20 protein-coding genes are annotated in these 20,308 nt (G+C 31.7%); 15 read left to right on the top strand and 5 right to left on the bottom strand.

Going from position 1 to position 20,308, the window contains the following annotated elements; translation table 11 throughout:
- Positions 1–103: 103 nt before the first annotated feature.
- Positions 104–1,276 (bottom strand): hypothetical protein, encoded by a 1,173-nt coding sequence (locus tag GQ46_RS00060; protein ID WP_156133060.1) that lies wholly within the window; start codon positions 1,274–1,276, stop codon positions 104–106.
- The gene (locus GQ46_RS16975; RefSeq protein ID WP_255350647.1) at positions 1,230–2,384 is read right to left on the bottom strand and encodes an RHS repeat domain-containing protein; all 1,155 of its coding nucleotides are present in this window, start codon (positions 2,382–2,384) and stop codon (positions 1,230–1,232) included. Before GQ46_RS16975 ends, GQ46_RS00060 begins: the two co-directional genes overlap by 47 nt.
- A gap of 168 nt (positions 2,385–2,552) precedes the next feature.
- Between GQ46_RS16975 and GQ46_RS00070 the strand changes: the two genes are divergently transcribed.
- The 13 genes from GQ46_RS00070 to GQ46_RS00130 all read left to right on the top strand — a co-directional run bounded on the left by GQ46_RS00070 (position 2,553) and on the right by GQ46_RS00130 (position 13,906).
- The gene (locus tag GQ46_RS00070; RefSeq protein ID WP_044397244.1) at positions 2,553–3,266 is read left to right on the top strand and encodes a toxin-antitoxin system YwqK family antitoxin; all 714 of its coding nucleotides are present in this window, start codon (positions 2,553–2,555) and stop codon (positions 3,264–3,266) included.
- Positions 3,253–4,479, top strand: a complete 1,227-nt coding sequence (locus tag GQ46_RS00075; protein WP_044397246.1) for a hypothetical protein — start codon at positions 3,253–3,255, stop codon at positions 4,477–4,479. Before GQ46_RS00070 ends, GQ46_RS00075 begins: the two co-directional genes overlap by 14 nt.
- Positions 4,457–4,816, top strand: coding sequence for a hypothetical protein (locus tag GQ46_RS00080; RefSeq protein WP_044397248.1), 360 nt, complete (start codon positions 4,457–4,459; stop codon positions 4,814–4,816). Before GQ46_RS00075 ends, GQ46_RS00080 begins: the two co-directional genes overlap by 23 nt.
- Complete coding sequence (locus GQ46_RS00085; RefSeq protein WP_044397250.1) at positions 4,800–5,294, top strand: type II secretion system protein J; 495 nt, start codon at positions 4,800–4,802, stop codon at positions 5,292–5,294. Before GQ46_RS00080 ends, GQ46_RS00085 begins: the two co-directional genes overlap by 17 nt.
- Complete coding sequence (locus GQ46_RS00090; RefSeq protein ID WP_044397252.1) at positions 5,284–6,405, top strand: type II secretion system F family protein; 1,122 nt, start codon at positions 5,284–5,286, stop codon at positions 6,403–6,405. The genes GQ46_RS00085 and GQ46_RS00090 overlap by 11 nt, the downstream gene beginning before the upstream one ends.
- An 81-nt stretch (positions 6,406–6,486) precedes the next feature.
- Positions 6,487–6,903 (top strand): type IV pilin protein, encoded by a 417-nt coding sequence (locus GQ46_RS00095; protein WP_044397254.1) that lies wholly within the window; start codon positions 6,487–6,489, stop codon positions 6,901–6,903.
- A gap of 4 nt (positions 6,904–6,907) precedes the next feature.
- Positions 6,908–7,399 carry a prepilin peptidase gene (locus GQ46_RS18115; RefSeq protein WP_197077318.1) on the top strand — a complete coding sequence of 164 codons (492 nt, stop codon included), beginning with the start codon at positions 6,908–6,910 and terminating at the stop codon, positions 7,397–7,399.
- Positions 7,393–8,802: a GspE/PulE family protein gene (locus GQ46_RS00105; protein ID WP_044397259.1), complete on the top strand. Its 1,410-nt coding sequence runs from the start codon at positions 7,393–7,395 to the stop codon at positions 8,800–8,802. The genes GQ46_RS18115 and GQ46_RS00105 overlap by 7 nt, the downstream gene beginning before the upstream one ends.
- A gap of 1 nt (position 8,803) precedes the next feature.
- Positions 8,804–10,741 (top strand): type II secretion system protein GspD, encoded by a 1,938-nt coding sequence (locus GQ46_RS00110; protein WP_044397261.1) that lies wholly within the window; start codon positions 8,804–8,806, stop codon positions 10,739–10,741.
- The gene (locus tag GQ46_RS00115; RefSeq protein ID WP_044397263.1) at positions 10,741–11,919 is read left to right on the top strand and encodes a hypothetical protein; all 1,179 of its coding nucleotides are present in this window, start codon (positions 10,741–10,743) and stop codon (positions 11,917–11,919) included. The genes GQ46_RS00110 and GQ46_RS00115 overlap by 1 nt, the downstream gene beginning before the upstream one ends.
- A 127-nt stretch (positions 11,920–12,046) precedes the next feature.
- Positions 12,047–12,457 carry a hypothetical protein gene (locus GQ46_RS00120; RefSeq protein WP_156133061.1) on the top strand — a complete coding sequence of 137 codons (411 nt, stop codon included), beginning with the start codon at positions 12,047–12,049 and terminating at the stop codon, positions 12,455–12,457.
- The gene (locus tag GQ46_RS00125; RefSeq protein WP_044397267.1) at positions 12,432–13,418 is read left to right on the top strand and encodes a hypothetical protein; all 987 of its coding nucleotides are present in this window, start codon (positions 12,432–12,434) and stop codon (positions 13,416–13,418) included. Before GQ46_RS00120 ends, GQ46_RS00125 begins: the two co-directional genes overlap by 26 nt.
- A gap of 5 nt (positions 13,419–13,423) precedes the next feature.
- Positions 13,424–13,906 carry a hypothetical protein gene (locus tag GQ46_RS00130; RefSeq protein WP_156133062.1) on the top strand — a complete coding sequence of 161 codons (483 nt, stop codon included), beginning with the start codon at positions 13,424–13,426 and terminating at the stop codon, positions 13,904–13,906.
- Between the two features lie 134 nt (positions 13,907–14,040).
- Here GQ46_RS00130 and GQ46_RS00135 read toward each other — a convergent pair whose 3' ends face one another.
- The 3 genes from GQ46_RS00135 to GQ46_RS00145 form a co-directional block, all read right to left on the bottom strand.
- Positions 14,041–16,278: a T9SS type A sorting domain-containing protein gene (locus GQ46_RS00135; protein ID WP_044397271.1), complete on the bottom strand. Its 2,238-nt coding sequence runs from the start codon at positions 16,276–16,278 to the stop codon at positions 14,041–14,043.
- Between the two features lie 529 nt (positions 16,279–16,807).
- Positions 16,808–18,010, bottom strand: coding sequence for a GAF domain-containing sensor histidine kinase (locus GQ46_RS00140; protein WP_044397273.1), 1,203 nt, complete (start codon positions 18,008–18,010; stop codon positions 16,808–16,810).
- Positions 18,011–18,079: 69 nt separating this feature from the next.
- Entirely contained in the window at positions 18,080–18,718 is a 639-nt protein-coding gene (locus GQ46_RS00145) for an HAD family phosphatase (protein ID WP_044397275.1), read from the bottom strand.
- Between the two features lie 108 nt (positions 18,719–18,826).
- Between GQ46_RS00145 and GQ46_RS00150 the strand changes: the two genes are divergently transcribed.
- Together GQ46_RS00150 and GQ46_RS00155 are read left to right on the top strand one after the other, a co-directional pair.
- Complete coding sequence (locus tag GQ46_RS00150) at positions 18,827–19,600, top strand: zinc-dependent peptidase (protein ID WP_044397278.1); 774 nt, start codon at positions 18,827–18,829, stop codon at positions 19,598–19,600.
- Positions 19,601–19,671: 71 nt separating this feature from the next.
- The gene (locus GQ46_RS00155) at positions 19,672–20,304 is read left to right on the top strand and encodes a Crp/Fnr family transcriptional regulator (RefSeq protein ID WP_044397280.1); all 633 of its coding nucleotides are present in this window, start codon (positions 19,672–19,674) and stop codon (positions 20,302–20,304) included.
- Positions 20,305–20,308 lie beyond the last annotated feature (4 nt).

Genomic DNA, 20,308 nt, shown 5'->3' on the forward strand with positions numbered 1-20,308 from the left:
AACTACTAATTTTATTATAAAATAATAGAAGCCTTCTTTTTTTTATATAGTATTATAGGAGTTCATTACAAATCCCATCTAACGGAGATTAGAAATCTATTCGCTAAATAGCTTTATTGTAAATATTTTCACCAAATTTTATATAGTATTTACCACTTCTTTTATCAAATATTTGTTTTAAATCTTGATTGTTATTAATTTTAATGTTCTCAAAATTATTAGTGGTCAGATTTAATATGTATGAAGAATTTTTTGATTTTGAGACGTGAACTATAATTTTATCTTCTAAAAAAAATATTTGATTTTTATGATCTATCTTCTCTTTCAAAAACACTTCCTTTATAACCTGTCCATTATCTGATACTTGAATGACTTTTGTGCTGTTATGGTTATTACATATAATAACTAGTCTATCATTGTAAAAATATATATTTAAAATGTTTGCATTAAATGTTTTTTTCCATTTCTCTTTTCCATTAATCTTGTCTAAGCCAACCAGGTTGTTATTATACTTTACTACAAATAGACTATTTAAATTATAAATTTTAGAATTAAAAAATGTACCGTTACTAGTCTTTTTAAGAGGTATTTTTTTTTGCCACTCTTTCTTGTTATAAAAGCAAAAAATATTTAATGAATCATTTTTAAGATATGAAAAAACATTTCTTTTTTTCAAGGGGAGTGAGAGGCTATTATAGTCAGCATTTTCTGTTGAAAATATTGATTTTTCATGAAAAATATAGTTTTTAAAATTAAAAACACACCCCCCTTTAAGGTCCTTAGTATAGTATGTGGTTCTATCAACTACATTAAATTCAAAAGGTGTATACTTATCTATACCTTCAAATAACTGCTTCTTTTCAAATTTCGCATTTTTATCCCTTATATTATTAACATATATAGTCTCTGACGAAGTGTTTTTTAATAAGTAAAACATTCCATTATCTAAAGAATATCTCAAACCAACATATTCATCTATAGGACTTTCTAGTATCTTCAATAATTTCTTGTCATCTAAATCAATAAAATAGAAAAGTATTCTTTTTTCAATACTTTCATTTTGAATTATAGATGATAAAATCAATATTCCATCCTCTATTGAGGTGTTTTTTAATAATACTAAATCATCATTATAAAATTCATATTTCTTTAAATCTAATATTGACTCAAAAAATGTCTCAGAAGATTTTGGATTACATCCAGAAAGAAATAATAACGATAGAACTAATTTAACCTTTAGGTTTTTCTGAAGGTTTTTCTTTAATGTTTTTTTCATAATATTCATTGACTTGTTTGTTAGCTCTTTTTACGTCGCTAAGCTGGTCTTCATTCAAGCTAGTATTGTTTTTTGTTTGATGTTTATCTGGGTATAACATAAACATTGGTATGTTATATCTTCCTACCGAACCAAATTCATCGTCTGAGCTTAGCAAGCTTACTCCAAAAAGCGAAAAGTCAGGAAAAAAATGTTTAGATATAGCTATATTACCCATAAGACCTGATTTAGTAGCTAAGCTATTTGCAAAAGACAAAGCACTTTTGTCTGCATTTTGATAAACATCTAAAGCTACTACGGTTTGCTCGTGCCAAACAAAATTTGAATCCCATTTATACCAATCATCTACTACTTCTTTTTCAAATAAAATGTCATTAAATTTTTCAGTTGCATATTTTGCAATACCTAAATTCAAACTTTTCATTAATTTTCCTAATCCAGGAGTAAATGCTCCAGTCGCTATACTATTATCCGACTCTAGTTCCCATGTGTCAGCAAGTTCGTCGACTAAATAAGCAGCACCTTTAGCCCATTGTGATTTAAATCCTTTTTTGTCAACTTCTCTTTGAACCCATTTATAATAATCTCTAACAATACCAAAGCTATAATTGTCAGTTGTAGGAGTTTCCACATATGTATAACCAATTGAGGTTGCTGTCATTCCTTTTGAAACAAATAGTTCAGATGATTCATTTTGAGTAATAAATTTCATAGCATTTTTCCATCTATGAGTTTCATTAACTCTATCTTGAGTTAGCCAAACCCCATTATTCCCATCTAAATCATCAACTGTTATTTTTGCATCACCTGTATGTAAAACATAAGCTTCGAAACTAGAGTATTCTTCTAATCCTTCCAGTTCTCTATGGCTAATAACTTTATTTCCACTAAAACTATATGGCGTATAATGAGGATAAGTAGCGGCTAACGGATCCACCGCAAAAAATCTTCCAACTCTTGGGTCGTGCATTCTAAAGGTATAGTTTAGACTATTCCCTTCACCTTTAAGCTCATCATCTTTCTCCTGTCCCTGGAAGCCATACCTATAACTAGAACTGCTTTTATGTCTATTAGGTAATAGCATCCCAAAAGGATAGTAATCTAATATGTCTTGAAATCAATAAATAAAAGAACTTATACCTTATAAAAATAGTAAATAATAACCACTTTATGCTAAAAACGCACTTTTTTGATGCATAAAATAATATAGAAATAGACCTAGTTATTCTGTTAGAAAAATAAATTGTGTAATTTCGCAGCTTTAGAAGCTAAACGAATGAAAATAAAACTCCTACTTATTATTTTACTGGTAGTATCCTGTGGTGCAAGTAAAGAATCCCTGCACCAAAAAAAGATACAAACCACAACCTTTAAAGAAGACTTTATGGTCACTAAAGAGCCCACGCATACAAATACTAGTAGAACGTATTATTGGTATAAGTCTAATAATATTCAACAATCTAAAGGTGGGTATAGTGGCGATTTGTTACATGGTGAGTACATACAATATTACATTACCAATCAACTAGCAGAGAAAGGCGTCTTTAATCATGGTCTAAAAACCAAAACATGGAAAAGCTGGTTTAAAAACGGTCAATTAAAAACAGTAGAGCACTATAGTAATGGGAAATTGAATGGCAAATTTGAATTGTATGGTGATGATGGGAATGTGGTAACACGAGGGCGTTATAAAAACGATATTAAAAACGGAAAATGGATCGATTATATTGCAAAGGATACGCTTCGATATAAAAAAGGGAAACAGGTTGTAAAAGACTCTATTACTATAGATGAAAAACCGTCGTTTTTTAAACGTCTGTTTAAGAAAAAAGAAACGGAAGAAAAGGGTGAGCTAAAAGAAAAGACACCAAAGCCTTTAACACAAAATAAAAAGAAAACTGTTAAAAAAGAAAAGACCCAGCAACCAAAAAAAGAGCCGTTTCTAAAACGTTTGTTTAGTAAGAAAGAGAATACTAATGCTAAAGGCTAGTTCATTATTGTATGCTATTTTTATATGTTTAGTGGTCTCGCTACTGTGTGGGAGTCTTATTCTTATTTTTAATTACCAATACCGATTAAAACAACAGTTTTTTTTAGAAAACGAGTTAGTAAACTACAGCAACTCTAGTTTTCTAAAATTTATAGACCTGTTAAATACGACAACAAATACTTCTAAAGGAAGTATTATTAGTGACGATAATCGACTAACCACGAATTACACACTATCAAAATGGGGGTTCTATGATCTCGTAAAAGCCAAAACCTATTTTAAAAACGACACGCTTTATAAAACAGGCCTTATTGGGAGTAAAACAACAGAAAAAGACTTAGCGTTGTATTTAACAGAATACAATGCCCCTTTAAAAATAGGAGGTAAAACACGTGTAGTGGGCGATGTTAAAATTTCTAGTTATGGTGTGGAACAAGCCTATTTAAGCCACCAGAACTTTACGGGAGGTAAGTTAATAGAAGGGAAAATAGGACACTCTAGCGATAGGTTACCTAGATTAGAATGGAAAGCAGATGCTCGGTTTACAATGAGCGAAAGAGAACTGTACTACGAAGAAATTGTAAATAAACCACTGTACAATAGTTTTTATGAGCCTACGATAACTGTTATTGTTGATGGGATCACCCATTTAAGTGAGGTAACATTATCTGGAAATTTTATCATTCAGTCTAAAGATTCACTGGTGATAAAAGAAACAGCAAAATTAAAAGACGTGCTTATTAAAGCGCCAAAAGTCACGTTTAGCTCTGGTTTTAATGGTAGTGTTCAAGTGTTTGCTAAAGCACGAGTCCATTTAGAAAAGCGGGTACATTTACAATACCCTTCTAGTATTTATCTAAATAATGACAATGAAGACAAAAGTATTGAAATATTTATAGATGAACACAGTAAAATCGCAGGCGGTGTGGTTTTAACAGGGAATACCTACGAGGGGTCTTTAAAGCGCTTGATAACGATAGAAAAAGATGCAGAAGTGGTAGGTGATGTGTATTGCTATGGGAAAACCCAACTTAAAGGCAAAGTAACGGGTACGGTGTATACCGATCGGTTTTATTTAAAAACAGATGGGGGTACTTATGAGAATTATTTGGTTAATGGTAGTATAAATAAAAAAGAGTTACCAAGTGCCTTTGTTGGTTTGCCACTATTTGCTAATAATACAAGAGTATATGAACTTATTAAAGAATTATAAATTACAGGCCAGTTCGCTTATAGAATCTGTCATGGCGATTGCCATTATTTCCATCTGCGTTTTTATAGCAACGATGGTTTATGTGAAGCTCTTGGACTCTGATTACGAAGTGAGTTACTATAAAGCGATGCAAAAAGTCACGCAGCTACATTTAGAAACTATAGAACAACAGGCTTTTGAAGATGAAGTCTATGATTATAAATCATTTAAAATTGATAAAACGGTTAATGACTACAGTGTGTTTTTAAAAGAAGTGGCTTTTCGTGTAGAAACCAAAAACAAAAAAGAAACCTTTAAATATTTAGTTAAAGTAAAACCATTTGAAACCAACAACTAAAAAAATAAAAGCCTTTACTATCCTAGAGGTGGTAATGAGTCTAGCGATTATGAGTATTATAATAGTGATGGTGTACACTATATTTACCTTATTGTCTAAGCAGTTGTATGCGTATAGTCATTTAACAGAGGAGATTAATAATTACAATCAATTAGATACCGCTTTAAAACGAGACTTGCACAATGCAAACGATATCCAGTTTTCGAATAATGTGTTGTTACTCATATCAAAAGGGGATAGTTTAAAATACACGTATACTAAAAATAGATTGATTAGAGGGTCACTAACCAGTATTGACACCTTTTCAGTAGCGATAAAAGCCTTTGATTTTAAAAAGGAAAATCAACTATTAGAGAGAGGTATAAAACAAGTCACGCTCACTTATAATTTTTTAGAACAAGATCTTAAAGCGGTTTATTTTAAAGATGTTGGTGTTGCAAACCAAATAAATAAGCGATTTTTTAAGCATGGGAATTGATTTAGCGACATACACTAAAAAGGGCGTGTCTAAAACTAAGAAAACGAGTTTTCTAGACCGAGACGTGCGTTTTGTGTCTGGATTTTCAGATAAGAAAAAAGAACGCTTCTATAAAGAACTGGCGTTACTCATACAGTCTGGAATAGACTTTAAGCAAGCGCTGGAAATTATTACAGAACAATATAAGAGCAAAACAGATCGCGCACTAATTACCACGATTAAACAAGAAGTAGTGCAGGGTAAGTCTTTACACGAAGCTATGAAGCAGAGTAAAAAATTCTCTGCTTATGAGTATTTTAGTGTAAAAATAGGAGAAGAGACCAGAAAATTAGACAAAGTACTTATAGAATTACAAAAGTATTTTGATCGTAAGATAAAAATGAAAAGGCAACTCATTTCTGTGTTTACGTATCCTGCTTTTGTACTGGCAGTGACTTTTGGGGTCTTGTATTTTATGATGAATAATGTCGTGCCTATGTTCTCATCTGTTTTTAAACAGTTTGGAGCGGAACTACCACCACTAACTCAAAAAATAATCAATCTTTCTCACAACTTTTCAACCCTTTCTGGTGTTTTTATTTTTAGTGTTCTTGCGATTATTGCGTTTCATCACTTAAGTAAGAAAAAAGAATGGTATAGGCATTTTACGTCTAAAATGGTTTTACGGATTCCTTTCTTTGGAGCCTTAATCAAAAAAATCTATTTATCACGGTTATGCCAATCGCTTAGTTTGCTGTTATCAGCAAAAACGCCTTTAGTCATGTCATTAGATTTAACGCATAAGATGATTGATTTCTTTCCTATCGAAACCAGTCTTGAGGCAGTAAAAAGTGATATTTTAAAAGGAAGTGCTTTGGGAGAAAGTTTGTCTAAATATCGCATTTATGATTATAAGTTTGTTTCCATGATTAAAGTGGCAGAACAAATAAACAAGCTCGATGACATGTTTGAAAGACTCTCAGAGCAATACAATGAAGAAATAGAACATCAAACGAAGATGATAGGTGTCGTGCTCGAACCTTTAATAATAATTATTATCGGTTTAATTGTTGGTGTGATAATGGTGGCTATGTATTCACCAATGTTTGATTTAAGTAAAATTATAGGCTAAGAGACGTGTAAGAATAAAAAAAGTGATATTTTCGCGAATTATTACCTGCTAAAGACATCGAAACCATTAATATTCAATGATATGAATAAGAAAATAAATAGAAAGGAATATTTAGAGGCCTACTCTTTAACAGAGATCTTAATAGTACTAGCTATAATAGGTATATTATTAATGATGGTATTGCCTAATCAAACGTCAGTTGTGGCACAAGCCAGAAGTATAGAAGCTCAAAAAATGCTCAATCATTTATATGGATTAGAAAAAAGCTATAACTTCAGGTTTTCTAAATATTCTTCAAGTTTTGAAGAAATAGGCTTTGAACAAGAATTAACAATAGATCAGGGAGGGCAAGGCGTTTACAAGATTGAAATTATAGACGCATCTGTTAATACATTTAAAGCCAGAGCAGTTTCGGTTAAAGATTTTGATGATGATGGTAATTACAATACTTGGGAAATTGACCATAGAAAAATTCTCTTAGAAACCGTCAAAGATTAAATTTTTGCTCCTAACTACTACCATAATACTTATTGTTATCCTACTTTTAATCCTTGTTCAGGATGTAAAGCATAGGGCTATTCACTATGTTTTACCTTTAGCCTTGTTTGTTGTAGGTCTTAGCCGTTTTATATATTTAAAGCAAAATTTTAACGAGTTATTCATAACCTCAAGCTTTTTGTTTTTAGTCTTGCTAGGTCTTTTTATCTATTTTTCAATAAAGTCTAAAAAAATAATCAATCCAATAAATAGTGCAATAGGCTTAGGTGACATTATCTTTTTTATAGCGATAATCCCTTTGTTTTATTCAACCACTTATATTCTATTCTTTATTACAGGCATGTTGTTTTCTGCACTATGCCATTTGCTTTTTAATAAAAGGAAAGAGTTACACGTGCCTTTAGCAGGCTACCTCTCTCTCTATTTATTAGTCTTTATTCTGTTAAACAAAGCCACTACTACAGAGTTGTTTTATACCCACAACATTTTATGGTAAATAGCGATGACATCCATATTAGCGTAGAGATACAGCAACTAATAAATGCTGAAGTTGCTCAGCACTATAGAGTGATTCCCAGTGCTATTTCTAATAATGAGTTAATTTTATATACTGCAGATTCTAATACTAACGATAGTCTTGAAGAATTAGAGATGATTCTTGGGTATTCTATAAAATTAATGCCGATTTCAGAACAGAGGATTTCGAAAGCATTATCGGTATATTATCGTAAAAACGAATATAAAACAGAAGACAAAACAGTAAATTTAAATAACGAAGATTTTCTAGAAAATCTCATTTTTGAAGCAAAAGGAATGTCTAGTAGTGATATTCATTTTGAGGTTTATGAGGAAGAAGCGAGAGTACGTTTAAGAATCGATGGTTTACTTATTGAGAAATACAGAATCCCAAAAGAAAATTATTTAGAACTCGTTAATAAAGTTAAGATTAAAGCAAATCTTGATATTACCGAAAAACGCTTACCTCAAGACGGTAGAATAAATTATAGCGATTTTGATATTCGTGTGTCTATTTTACCAACATTGCATGGCGAAAAAATAGTGATGCGTATTTTAGGAAAAGATGCTTCAAACATAGATTTGGATCAACTTGGTTTTGAAGCTGAAGAAAAAGAAATTTATCTTGAAGGGGTTAAAAACACTAACGGTATAGTATTAATAAGTGGGCCAACAGGATCGGGAAAAACAACCACACTGTATGCAACTTTAAAGCTTTTAAATAAAATTAGAAGCAATATTGTAACCGTTGAAGACCCTATAGAATATACACTTAAAGGCATTAATCAAGTGCAGCTTAAAGAAGATATTGGGCTAACATTCACGAGTGCTTTACGTTCCTTTTTAAGACAGGATCCAGACATTATTATGCTGGGTGAAATAAGAGATGCAGAAACAGCTAAAATGGCGATTAGAGCATCCTTAACTGGACATTTGGTTTTGTCTACCATACACACAAACTCGGCTTTAGGAACCATTTCTAGGTTAGTAGATATGGGTGTACCTGCTTTTCTAATTGCTGAAACATTAAACGTTTCGGTGGCACAGCGTTTATTAAGAAAATTATGTGTGTCTTGCAAAGAAGTGCATGATTTTGATGAAAAAGAACTCCCAAGAAATTTCAATCCGCCTCACAAAATTAAAGCGCATTATAAAGCTAAGGGGTGTGAAGCATGTTATTACACAGGTTATAAGGGACGTCGAGCTATTTACGAAGTTATCCCTGTAAATCAAGAGTTAGCCAATAGAATAAAAACAGATGCTCAAAACTTAGAGCAAAATAGAATAGAAAATATAGAAAAACTATCAGATAAAGCATTTAAGCTATTTGCTAGTGGGGAGACCTCATTAGAAGAAGTATATGCGATATTGATAAACGGATAATATGAAAAAAACAGTTATAGTATTAATGTTGTTTTTTGCTTACTTATGTCAGGGACAACAACTGACATTAAATGAGATAGAGCAAAAATTTGAAGTACTGTCTAAAGAGCAGCCTGGACTTAACGAGAAAGTAGAATCTGAAGTCACAGGTCTTAATTTATACACCTTTATAAGTTCGTTGGCGTTAGAACATAAGTTGAATGTCGATGTTGACCCAAGTTTAAACACAATAGTAGAGAGTAATTATTTTGACGTTCCTGTAAAGGAGGTTTTGACTTTCTTAATTAAGCAGCACAATATTGAAGTTGAATTTGTAAATCAATTTATTGTTTTTAAGAAGCAAAAGGAAAAAGAAAAAGTCATAGAAAAGCGCGTAGAAAAACTTATAGACGTTAAATACAACAAAGCAAATCAATTTTTGTCTGTAAATTTAAAAAATGATTCTTTACCAGGAGTAGCAGAAAAAATAACCAAGGAATCTGGAAAAAATATTATTATTTCACCTGCTGTTAAAGGTATTAAAGTCACAGGGTACTTTCAAAATAGGCCATTTGATGATATTTTAAACATGATTGGGCAATCCAACGGTTTAATAGTCACTAAAAATGAAAATGGTTCTTATTTTATTGAAAAAGACGAAACACCAAAAGAGATAAAAACTGTTGTCACTAATTCGAATATATCAAACAGAAGAAGAAAAGGAACACAAAATAATACAGGGCAATCTGAAGGAGAAGGGTTTTATGAAGTAACCACTTCAAACTCTGGGTTTCTAAATATTAATGCTAAAGAAGCAGAAGTTACCGACCTTTTAATGGAAGCAGCAGAGCAGTTGAAGCTAAACTATTACATGTATTCCTTACCAGACGATATAAAAACAACATTAGTGGCTAGCGAAATTAGTTTTAATGATCTTTTAACTATTGCTTTTCGAGGTAAAGAGTATACTTACAATCAAGACGATTCTGGGTTTTATTTTATAGGGAAAAGAAGTGAAGAGGGGCTGCGTGAGACAGAATTAATTCAATTAGAGAATAGAACTATTGAAAGTGTGATGAACTCTATTCCTGCAGAATTAAAAAAAGATCTCGAAGTTAAAGAATTTCCAGAATTAAATGGTTTAATTGTTTCTGGGTCCAAGCCCAAAATTGAAGAATTGCGACTCTATATTTATCAAATTGATATCGTAGTCCCAATGGTACAATTGGAAGTTTTTATTGTTCAGTATAATAAATCTCATGACATTCAAACAGGATTAAAAGCAGGTTTAGATCCTGATGGAAAAGATAGAGTAACCTCTGGTATTTTATTTCCTACTGGTGATGTCAATTTGAATGCGAAGTCTGTCAATAACTTAATAGATATCTTTAATGGTTTTGGTATTTTTAATTTAGGAAAAGTTACAGAGCAGTTTTATGCGAGTTTACAGTATTTAGAAAATAATTCAATAGTAAAACTGGAATCTACTCCTAAAATAGCAACTTTAAGTGGTCATGAAGCAACGTTAACCATAGGAGAAACCAGTTATTATTTTGAACAGAATAATAATATTTTTAATTCAGGATTGAACCCTACAATAACACAGTCTGGAACTTGGAAGCCAACAGAAGCCAATCTAAGCGTAACAATTAAGCCTTTTGTTTCAAAAGATGAGCAAATTACTTTAAAATTAAGGGTTGAAAAAAACTCATTCCTAGGTAGGGCAGGAGAGAACGCACCTCCAGGAAAAGCGACGCAATCTTTCGATTCTGAAATACGAGTTAAAAATAACGAAATGACACTTCTTGGCGGTTTAGATGAACTCACAAGAGAAAACTCGGGAACTGGTGTGCCCTTTTTATCTAGAATTCCAGTCTTGAAATGGTTCTTTAGTGGTCGGTCTAAAAAGAAATCGAAATCAAAATTACATATTTTGATTAAACCAACAGTCACGTATTGATGATTAGTAGTTTAAAAAATAAATTATTAAAACATACAGCAGTAACCGTTGTAGGCTTACACTTTAAAAATGAAGGTGTAGTCTATAACGTCTTAAAAGTATCTCAAGAAAAAAATAAATTATTAATTATAGAGCAATCATCATACGATACGTTTGATGCATTGGAAAAAGCCGTAGACAATAAATCTCCTGTTATATTAAACTTTTCTGGAAAAGGGGTTCTAAACAAAAAAACAGCCAATGTTCCAGATTACAAATCTAAAGCATTGCTAAATGTTGATAAAAATGATTTTTATTTTTATGAACACCTTCAGAAAAAGCATGTTTTCATTTCTGTTATAAGAAAAGAGAAAGTACAGGAATATATTAGTCTCTTCAATGCCTCTAATTATTTAATTATAGATTATAGTATAGGTCCATTTATCACGTCTCTATTAGCGTATGTTACAGAAAAAGAAAGTTTTATTGCCAACACGACGGAGTTGTTTGTTTCTGAAAATAAGCTGTCAGATTTTAAAATAACACAAGAGAAGAGCGTATTAACCATAGATGATCAAGAGCTATCTGAAAAAGAAACGGTGCTTTTAGGTTCTGCTATTAATTATTTTCAACCTTCTGAGGAGTTTGTTTATGATAAGGATTTTCTGATAAAGAATAAAGAAGAAGCCAGTTTTAAAAAGTATTATCAGTTATTAGGAATGTTTATTCTTGGTGGTTTTTTTGTTTTATTATTACTTAGTTATTTGTTGTTAGGTCATTATAATGATAAGGTTGTAAATACCAATTCAAGTATTCAATCGGTACAGGAAACGTTTGATATTATTAAAGAACTTCAAAGCGATAGAGATAATAAAAGAGAGATTTTAAATGAATCTGGTGTTTTCACTAATAGGTTTCTTTCATTTTATGCCAACGAATTAACCACAAATCTGCCTAGTACGATCACATTAAGTGAGTTTCATGTTTTTCCTTACAGCAAAAAGGTCAAGCCATTAGAGAAAATTAAATTTAATGAAAATAGCATCACTCTAAAAGGAGAATCAGCATCAAATATTAACTTTAATAACTGGTATAAAGGACTTAAAAAAGTAGAGTGGATTTCAAAATTAGACATTATAGTCTATAAATCGAATAAGAGTAATAATTACGATTTCGAAATTAAACTGATGATTAAATAAGATGTTTGATAATTTAACATATAAGCAGAAGTTCTATATCTTAATACTCATTGGAGTTGTTTTAAGTATTACAGCCTATAAGAGATCTTTCAAATTAACACTTAATTCGTATAACGAAAGCAAACAATTGTCTGAAAGATTAGATTTTATAAACGAATCGTCTAGCGATATTGGAGTATTAGACAGCGAAATTAAATTCCTAAATAACTTAATTGGAGAAGACGGGGTAGAGCCAGAACTAGTACAACAAGAAATACTTAATTTTGTTACAAATACTAGTGATAAAGTGTCTGTTGTCACGATTGAGGAAGTTCATAATGCAAGTGATAATGGTTTTGTTATTTACTCTAATCAATTAACTCTAGAAGGCAGCTTTGAAGACTTATTAACTACAGTATATCGTTTTGAGAGAGAATTTTCTTTTTCAAGACTTGTTAATGTTAGTTTTTTTAAGAAGAAGGATTATAAAACAAGACAACAAAAATTATATTCAAAAATTATATTTCAAAATTATGAAAAAGAGATTCAAAATAAATAAGACACTAATTAGTAGTTTATTATCACTACTGGTCTTGTCTGTTTTTAGTTGTGATGATATTGTTGAAGAAGATCTAGCAAATGATCTAGTAGTAACCATTACGCCAAGTTCTGGACAAGTAATTACCTCTAACGCGGTCTCATTTCAATGGAACAATTTAGAAGGTGCAGATGACTATCGGGTTCAAATAGAAAATAATACCAATGTGGTTATTTTAGATTCTGTGGTGTCAACAACCACTTTAGAGTATCCTCTAAATCCTGGGGCTTTTAAATGGAGAGTAAGAGGAGAAAATTTTGCTTATCACACGGCTTATACTTTTCCAATAGCGTTTTCGGTTGAGGCGTCAAACGATTTAACAAACCAAACCGTTTTTTTAAATACACCTACAAATAATTATTATACTAACTCCGGAAATGGCATTATTACCACTTGGGCAAGTATAAACTCTGCAGACTCCTATACCTTTGAATTGGAAAAACGACTATCTGGTAATACAACGACACTTTATCAAGAAGCAGGAATTACAGCAACCACCTACACTATAGATGGTAGTTATCTTAATGAAGATGCGGCATATATTTGGAAAGTAAAAGCGCTTAATACAACTACAATGACAGAAACAATATATGCCAGCAGAAGTATTCTTTTTGACTCAACAGTTCCTAATGTACCAGGTCTGTTGAGTCCAGCCAATAATGCTACGGCCGTAGTAAATACAAATGTTGTTTTTAACTGGGATTCTGGAACGGATCCGGGTAATATTAATGCACCATTAACACATCTACTTGAAATTGCGACAAATACAAATTTCAGCAACGCAGAAGTATATTCAACGACAACACTAACACAAGGCATTACTTTTGTAGTAACAGGAGATTATTATTGGAGAGTAAAAACCCGCGACCAGGCGGGTAATGAAAGCGCCTATTCTGGTTATAATAAGATTACAGTAAATTAATATAGATGTCGAAAAAAAACATTAATAGAGTCTTAATAGTAGGGGTCACCATAATATGGAGCATTTTACTGTATAAGTTTATTAATACTATGGTTTTTGATGAGGATACCGAAATAGCGACCGAAAACCTTCCTGAAGCAAAAATAATTGCTCAGGTAGCCAAAGACACGATTAATCTTAAAGATTATCAAAGAGACCCTTTTTTAGGCAATTTTAAAACGCCTAAAGAAGTGAAGTCCAATTTAGGTGCAACAAAAAAAGTAATAAAACAAGCAATACCTACAAATCAGAAATGGCCACTTATTGATTATCTAGGGTTTGTTAAAGAGGCGCATGGTAAACCGCTTTTGCTAATTAAGATAAACAAGAAGCTCTATAGAAAAAAAGCATCAGAAGCTTTTATTGAAGGCTTTAATGTGGTTGCTTTTTATAAAGATTCTATTGAAGTCGCTTTTAATAACGAAAAGCGAATAATAAGGAAAAACTAGTTCTTAAATTGAAATACAGTTTGTATAAAAGAATGACCTACTGCGATTTCGAGACCTAATGGTTTGACCATATATAATATAAAAAAAATGAGAGAATCGCTTCTCTCATTTTTTTTTATGCCATTAAAACAATTTTATTTCACAACTAATTGTTTTCTATAGGTCTTCCCAGTTTTGCTAGTTACTTCAACAAAGTACACACCAGGTTTTAAACTAGTAATACGCATGCTATTCGCATTACTTTGTTTTACAATAATACCCATTAAGTTTCTTAAGACAGTACGTTCTATTTGTTCAGACGTATTGTTTAGTCTAACATTAAAAGTATCTCTTGCAGGATTAGGGTAGATGGATAATGTCTTTTTATCTTTAAAGCAATCTACTACTAGTTCTACATCTCCTCTGTAACATAATTCACCAGTCTCTTCGTCAAATATAGATAAGACTTCGATATAGTTACCATTCTCAGTATATAAAAATGTCGTATTTGCTCCATTGGTAGGAACATTAATATCTGTTCCTTGATGTGTTAAAACAACGTTATAGCCTTTATAATCACCCTTTGGCGCTTTGATTCTATATTTCCCACATTTTCCTTGGGGCGCTATTGAGCCAGCAAAAGCATCAAAAATAACATTACAGGCTTCAGAATAATCACAACTTTGAAATACTATTTTAAAACGTTCATTAAATTCACCCACTTCAGAGGTAAAGAAATAAGGAGAATCAGTTAAATTATGGCAAACATTTAATAAATTATCAACTAAGAACGTAGTGCGGTTTTGAATAAATTCACCCTGAAATTGCGTAATTGAGATTGCAAATTCCTCTGGCGCAGCATCTACAGCTTCAATAGAGTTATAGAAACCAAGAGAGACTTCCTCATTACTGTTTAAGTCGCTTGGATTTTTACCTTGTATTCTAAACTTTTCTTCTGATTCGTCTATATTAAAGTAAATTAAGCTGTAAGGTATAGCATAAGGGATATCTAAATCTAAATCATAAGACCTTCCATCATTAGCACTTGTAGCTCCATTTACATAACTTAATAAAATATTTTCATTTATTCCAGATGAACTATTTAAGTTAAGCCAAAGTTTATTACTTAAAGGAGTGCTTTTAGAGCTTGAAGAGGTTTTATAAAAATTCTCATTTAAATCTACAATTCGCATGGCGTTATTAAATATTACTTTACCAGTTGTTGGTAAAGGAGACATTGATGGGATATCGTCAGAGAAGTTAGCAAAAAAACCTTGCGCTGATGAAATAGAGGGGTCTGGTGTAGGAGAAGGCGTACCACCGGCATCTGGTGCACAAGTCGTAAATGGCAACGATTCGCAAACGTTTAAGGTTGGGCCTGAAAAATTCATATAAAAATAATCAGATACGCTATAATTTAAACTTTCATTTCCATTATTATTACTAATTGGTGGCGCAGAAGCAGACCATAAAGCGACACAGCCATCAAGAATTCCGGTAGTATTGTTAACAGGATCATAGGTGTTTTTGAGTAAAAAAGCCTCTAGACTTATTGCTGAAGCATAAGGGTTGCCTATAAATACGTTATTATTATCATTGCCTGGAGCTGTGCCGGCAGGCGGCGATAAATTTGCGTCATTTCTAGTAATAGGAACTTCTATATAACCGTTGTTGAATTCTCCATCAAAGGCATAATTAAAAGTGCCTATGCCAGCAGAACCAGGAGCTTGTCTTGTAATATAACCCACACCAGACTCAACAGGTAAATTTAAATATGCAAAATTCCAAGCAAAGGGAGCTCCATCGTCTATACCATCAACACCAATACCTGGATTCGTTGCGTTATTATTATTTTCCTCATAAGTTAAGTCTTGAAAGTTTTCAGTTTTATAATAATAACGGTATCCACCAAAAGAGGGTGTGTTGGTAAAAGTTTCATCAATTGTTTCCCCTTTTATAGGGGAACTCCATAACTTGACAGCAGTAGAAAAAGTAGAGTTAAAACTTTTATTTACTGTAGCACTTCCAGTTGGTCCAACTATAAAAGCGTTTATTAAGTCTTCTTTTTGAACAAAAGAACCTTGATGTTGTACTATAAGGTTACCATTTATTTTGGCTATAGTTCTTACTTCTACATAATTAGAGGGAGCTATAGTTAGTGTGTAAGGTGCATTTATTGTAAGTTGGCAGCACGTAAAGCTTTCTATTCCTAATAAGTTTGTATCATAATCTCCATCTATAATAGCTTCTATTCCAAGATTAGGACCCGTAATATTGCTCCAGCTTGAACCGTTCCAGACAGTTATAGGGCAGCCAACAGGTGGAGGACCTTGCGCATTAATAGAAAAATTAAATAAAAGTACTAATAAAAAGAAAAGAGAAAGGTGTTTCATAAAAGCATGGCTTAAAAGTTAAAGTTTAATTTGAAATTTTTTATGTTTAGAAAGTCAATAATTTTTGTCTGTTTGAATTTACGTTTAATGGTTTATGTACCTCTTTTAACAGAGGCTAATTTTAAATAGTAATGACTTGAAGATACTGTTTAAAGATTGCTTTACTTTTTAAGGTCATAGCTATTCAATTCAAAAAACTGGTGTCCTTAATATCTAATAAATTACAGCATTTACTATAATACATTTTACTGTGAAAGATTTAAACTATTGTGTATTTAAAATTGGAATAGTCCGTTGTTCCTTTTTTATATTAAACAGATATAAGGTGTTATTATAAAAACCAATGCTGCTAAAAAAAAATGTTGTTGAAATGCGTAATTCCATCTTAATAGATTTATTTGAAGCGCTAAGATACTGATTAATTATAAAGTTAAAATAGAAACTTACTGTTTATATCGGTTTAACTTATCACATTTTCATAGTAAAACAATGGTACAGTTTAGTAGCTTAGATTATCTATTTTATTTCATTATTTTTTAGGAATATTAAATAGAAAACGACTACCTACAGATGGAGAAGACGCCACGCTTATTTTACCGTTTTGACTTTCAATAAGTTTTTTTACTGAAGCTAAACCTATACCTGTCCCCATATTGCCATTTCTGTCAGTAACACCTTCTGTAGCAAATAAATCGAATATAGTAGCTATTTTCTCTTTAGCAATACCTTTTCCGTTGTCAGAAACTGTAAAATGATAATCTTTTGCGCTTTCTTTTAAATTAACGCTAATTTCGATGGTGTCTTTATCATTATACTTTATAGCATTTATAACCAAATTAACCAAAATTCTTAAAATTGCAGATTTGTTAATGGTTAGATCCCCCGCGTTTTCTGTAAACGTAAAACTAATCTTGTCGTCATTAGGAATAGCTATTTTTTGAATCTCATGCATTAAACTATTAAATGAAACCGTTTCTTTATCAAATTTAAGAAGGTCATCATTTTTGTAGTAGGCTAAAATACCATCTATATAATCTTTTAAAGCGTTTGATGAAGATTTTAGGTAATTAAGATAGGTTTTTGAGTCTTCGCTTAATTTACCCTCATTTTCTTGTTCTAATAATTCTGTTAAAGAGATAATGTTTGCTAGTGGTGATTTTAAATCGTGAGAAACCACATTTGCAAATTTTTCCAGTTCTGTATTTCTGTTTGTTATAATATTTTGAGACGTTTTAAGAAGCTTATTCTGCAGTCTTAATTCAAAGAGATGAACCACTTGCTTGGCCATGTTTCTCAAAGCATCAATTTGTGCTGGATTTAGGGTTTTAGGTTTGTGATCATAAACACATAATGTGCCTAATTTGTAGCCTTTAGAATTTATTAATGGTGCACCAGCATAAAATATAAGTTGGTGTTCTATAACTAGTGGGTTGTCTTTAAAACGGTCATCTTTTCTGGCATCTTCAACAAGTAATATATCTTCTTGATTTATTGCATGACCACAAAACGACAGGGCTCTTGGCGATTCTTTGACAGAAAAGCCATAATTAGATTTAATATAGTTACGATCATTATCTAATAAGGTGATAAACGAAATTGGACTATCGGTAATAAAACTCATGATTGAAGTTATATTATCGTAAGATTCCTCTTCAAAAGAGTCTAAAACATGGTATTTTTCAACTTCTTTCTGTCTTTCACATTCATTTAAAGGTGTTTTTGGGACTAACATATGCTACATTTACAAAGTAAATGTAGTCAAATAGCTCAGGTTTACTGTGCAATTAACTTTTATTTAGTATTAGTTTATATGAATAGATAAAAAATTAGTAATCACCTTATCTGCAAGTGAATAATCCTGGTTTTTAGAATGAAAACTATCAAATCCAATACAATAAATGCCTGCTGCTTTTGCCGCTTTTATACCATTCGTAGAATCTTCAATGACCATACATTCCTGTTTTTTAAAACCTGAAAGCTCAGCCGCTTTTTCAAAAATTTCAGGATGTGGTTTCGAGGCTTTTAAATCGGCACCACTTATTTTAGCCTTAAAATATTGATCTAAATCAAAGCGCGTAAATACATTATCAATCGTAGTCATAGAAGCAGAAGAGGCTAAGACTAGGGTTAAGCCATTATTATAATAATTCTTTATCAAGTCTAAAACACCATCAATAAGTTTTAAATCGGGATCATTAAAAAATAAGGCTTTAAAGTACTCCCGTTTTTTACTCACAAGCACTTCTGCTGGATGCTCTAAATTGAAAACCGAGCAAACCTGTTTGCACACATTGATTGTAGATTGTCCTGTAAAGCTCTGAAAGAGTGTGTCTGAGACAGCGATATTATAATGATTAAACATCATATAATACGCTTTTTTGTGCAGTGGTTCTGTATCTACAATCACACCATCCATGTCAAATAAAACAGCTTTATGCATTGGAGTTTTTCTTTTAGTTTCGCAAAGATAATTATTATAGGCGCTTTTACGACAAGTTATTTTTTTCTCTCTATAAATTGCGATAATTTGCGGTCATACATTTCTTATATGATTTATATATTTATTTTTATTCTTTTAGTAGCCTTTGTTATATATGCGTTTACCAAGGTTAAGACTAAAAAAGCAGCCATTTTCCCAAACCATTGGCATCCTAGTTTGTTAAAGCATGTGTTGTTTTATAAAAACCTTTCAGAATCAAAACAAGCAGATTTCAAGAAGCGAATCATGCTGTTTCTAAGCGAAATTCATATTGAAGGTGTTAAAACGGAGATTGATGAACTAGATAAAATACTTATTGCATCAAGCGGCGTTATACCTGTTTTTGGTTTCCCAAATTGGAGCTATAATAATCTCTCTGGTATTATAGTATATCCCGATGCTTTTGATGAAGATTTACAGTTTGCTGCCGCTAATAAAAACAGAAAAATATGGGGTATGGTTGGTACAGGCCGTTTTGAAAATCAGATGATTTTATCTCGAAAAGCCATTAGACAGGCTTTTAGTAACAAAACCGATAAACAAAACACACCAATACATGAATTTGTGCATTTACTAGATAAAATGGATAATAATATAGACGGTATTCCGGATTATTTTGTGGGTAAAGCATTTATTGAACCCTGGTTGGAATTAATGCACAAAGAAATGGAAGCGATTAATAAGGATGATTCAGATATTAGAACCTACGGTGGTACAAGTCAGGCTGAGTTTTTTGCTGTAGCTTCAGAGTATTTCTTTGAACGCCCCAAGCTTTTTGAACAGAAACATCCAGAGTTGTATAAGATGTTATCGCTTTGTTTTCAGCAGCCAAAAACCATATGACTTTGAGCGGACCTATTTGTTTTATGCCTAAATATTGAATAATTTAACCTCGGATAAATATTAAAAGTTAAATGCTAGAAAACCTTAAATCACAATATGGCTATTTGTTTGAAGATGAATTGCTTCAGGAAATCGAAAAAGTAGGGAGCTATAAAGAAGTTCCAGAAGACTTTATGCTCATTGATATCGGACAAAAAATAAAAGCCATGCCTTTATTATTGTCAGGAGCAATTAAAATTCTTCGTGAAGATGAAAAGGGAGATGAACTTATTCTTTATTTTATAGAACAAGGTGACACCTGTGCTATGACGATAACCTGTTGCATAGGAGATAAAAAAAGTGAAATTAGAGCCATTGCTGAAACACAGACAAAGCTTATTATGATACCTGTTGAAAAAATGAGTGAATGGATGGGTAAGTATAAAAGCTGGCAAAATTTTATACTCCAAAGCTACCACGAAAGACTTATGGAGATGCTTGAAACTATCGATAATATTGCCTTTCTTAAAATGGATGAACGCTTACTTAAATATTTAAGAGATAAAGCCAAAGTAAACCACAACGATTGTTTACAAACAACACACCAAGAGATTGCAAATGACTTACATACCTCTAGAGTTGTTATTTCCAGATTGCTAAAAGCCCTAGAAAACAATAAACAAATACAATTACAACGTAACTTTATTAAAATAATAGATTTGTAACATT

Origin of the sequence: Lacinutrix sp. Hel_I_90 (genome assembly GCF_000934685.1) — a bacterium.
In the GTDB taxonomy this organism is placed as follows: Bacteria; Bacteroidota; Bacteroidia; order Flavobacteriales; family Flavobacteriaceae; genus Lacinutrix.

Excerpts from the sequence above, each read along its gene's own strand:
- GQ46_RS00060 (WP_156133060.1), bottom strand. The coding sequence starts at position 1,276 with ATGAAAAAAACATTAAAGAAAAACCTTCAGAAAAACCTAAAGGTTAAA.
- GQ46_RS00070 (WP_044397244.1), top strand. The coding sequence starts at position 2,553 with ATGAAAATAAAACTCCTACTTATTATTTTACTGGTAGTATCCTGTGGT.
- GQ46_RS00075 (WP_044397246.1), top strand. The coding sequence starts at position 3,253 with ATGCTAAAGGCTAGTTCATTATTGTATGCTATTTTTATATGTTTAGTG.
- GQ46_RS00080 (WP_044397248.1), top strand. The coding sequence starts at position 4,457 with ATGAACTTATTAAAGAATTATAAATTACAGGCCAGTTCGCTTATAGAA.
- GQ46_RS00090 (WP_044397252.1), top strand. The coding sequence starts at position 5,284 with ATGGGAATTGATTTAGCGACATACACTAAAAAGGGCGTGTCTAAAACT.
- GQ46_RS00095 (WP_044397254.1), top strand. The coding sequence starts at position 6,487 with ATGAATAAGAAAATAAATAGAAAGGAATATTTAGAGGCCTACTCTTTA.
- GQ46_RS00105 (WP_044397259.1), top strand. The coding sequence starts at position 7,393 with ATGGTAAATAGCGATGACATCCATATTAGCGTAGAGATACAGCAACTA.
- GQ46_RS00110 (WP_044397261.1), top strand. The coding sequence starts at position 8,804 with ATGAAAAAAACAGTTATAGTATTAATGTTGTTTTTTGCTTACTTATGT.
- GQ46_RS00115 (WP_044397263.1), top strand. The coding sequence starts at position 10,741 with ATGATTAGTAGTTTAAAAAATAAATTATTAAAACATACAGCAGTAACC.
- GQ46_RS00125 (WP_044397267.1), top strand. The coding sequence starts at position 12,432 with ATGAAAAAGAGATTCAAAATAAATAAGACACTAATTAGTAGTTTATTA.
- GQ46_RS00130 (WP_156133062.1), top strand. The coding sequence starts at position 13,424 with ATGTCGAAAAAAAACATTAATAGAGTCTTAATAGTAGGGGTCACCATA.
- GQ46_RS00135 (WP_044397271.1), bottom strand. The coding sequence starts at position 16,278 with ATGAAACACCTTTCTCTTTTCTTTTTATTAGTACTTTTATTTAATTTT.
- GQ46_RS00140 (WP_044397273.1), bottom strand. The coding sequence starts at position 18,010 with ATGTTAGTCCCAAAAACACCTTTAAATGAATGTGAAAGACAGAAAGAA.
- GQ46_RS00145 (WP_044397275.1), bottom strand. The coding sequence starts at position 18,718 with ATGCATAAAGCTGTTTTATTTGACATGGATGGTGTGATTGTAGATACA.
- GQ46_RS00150 (WP_044397278.1), top strand. The coding sequence starts at position 18,827 with ATGATTTATATATTTATTTTTATTCTTTTAGTAGCCTTTGTTATATAT.
- GQ46_RS00155 (WP_044397280.1), top strand. The coding sequence starts at position 19,672 with ATGCTAGAAAACCTTAAATCACAATATGGCTATTTGTTTGAAGATGAA.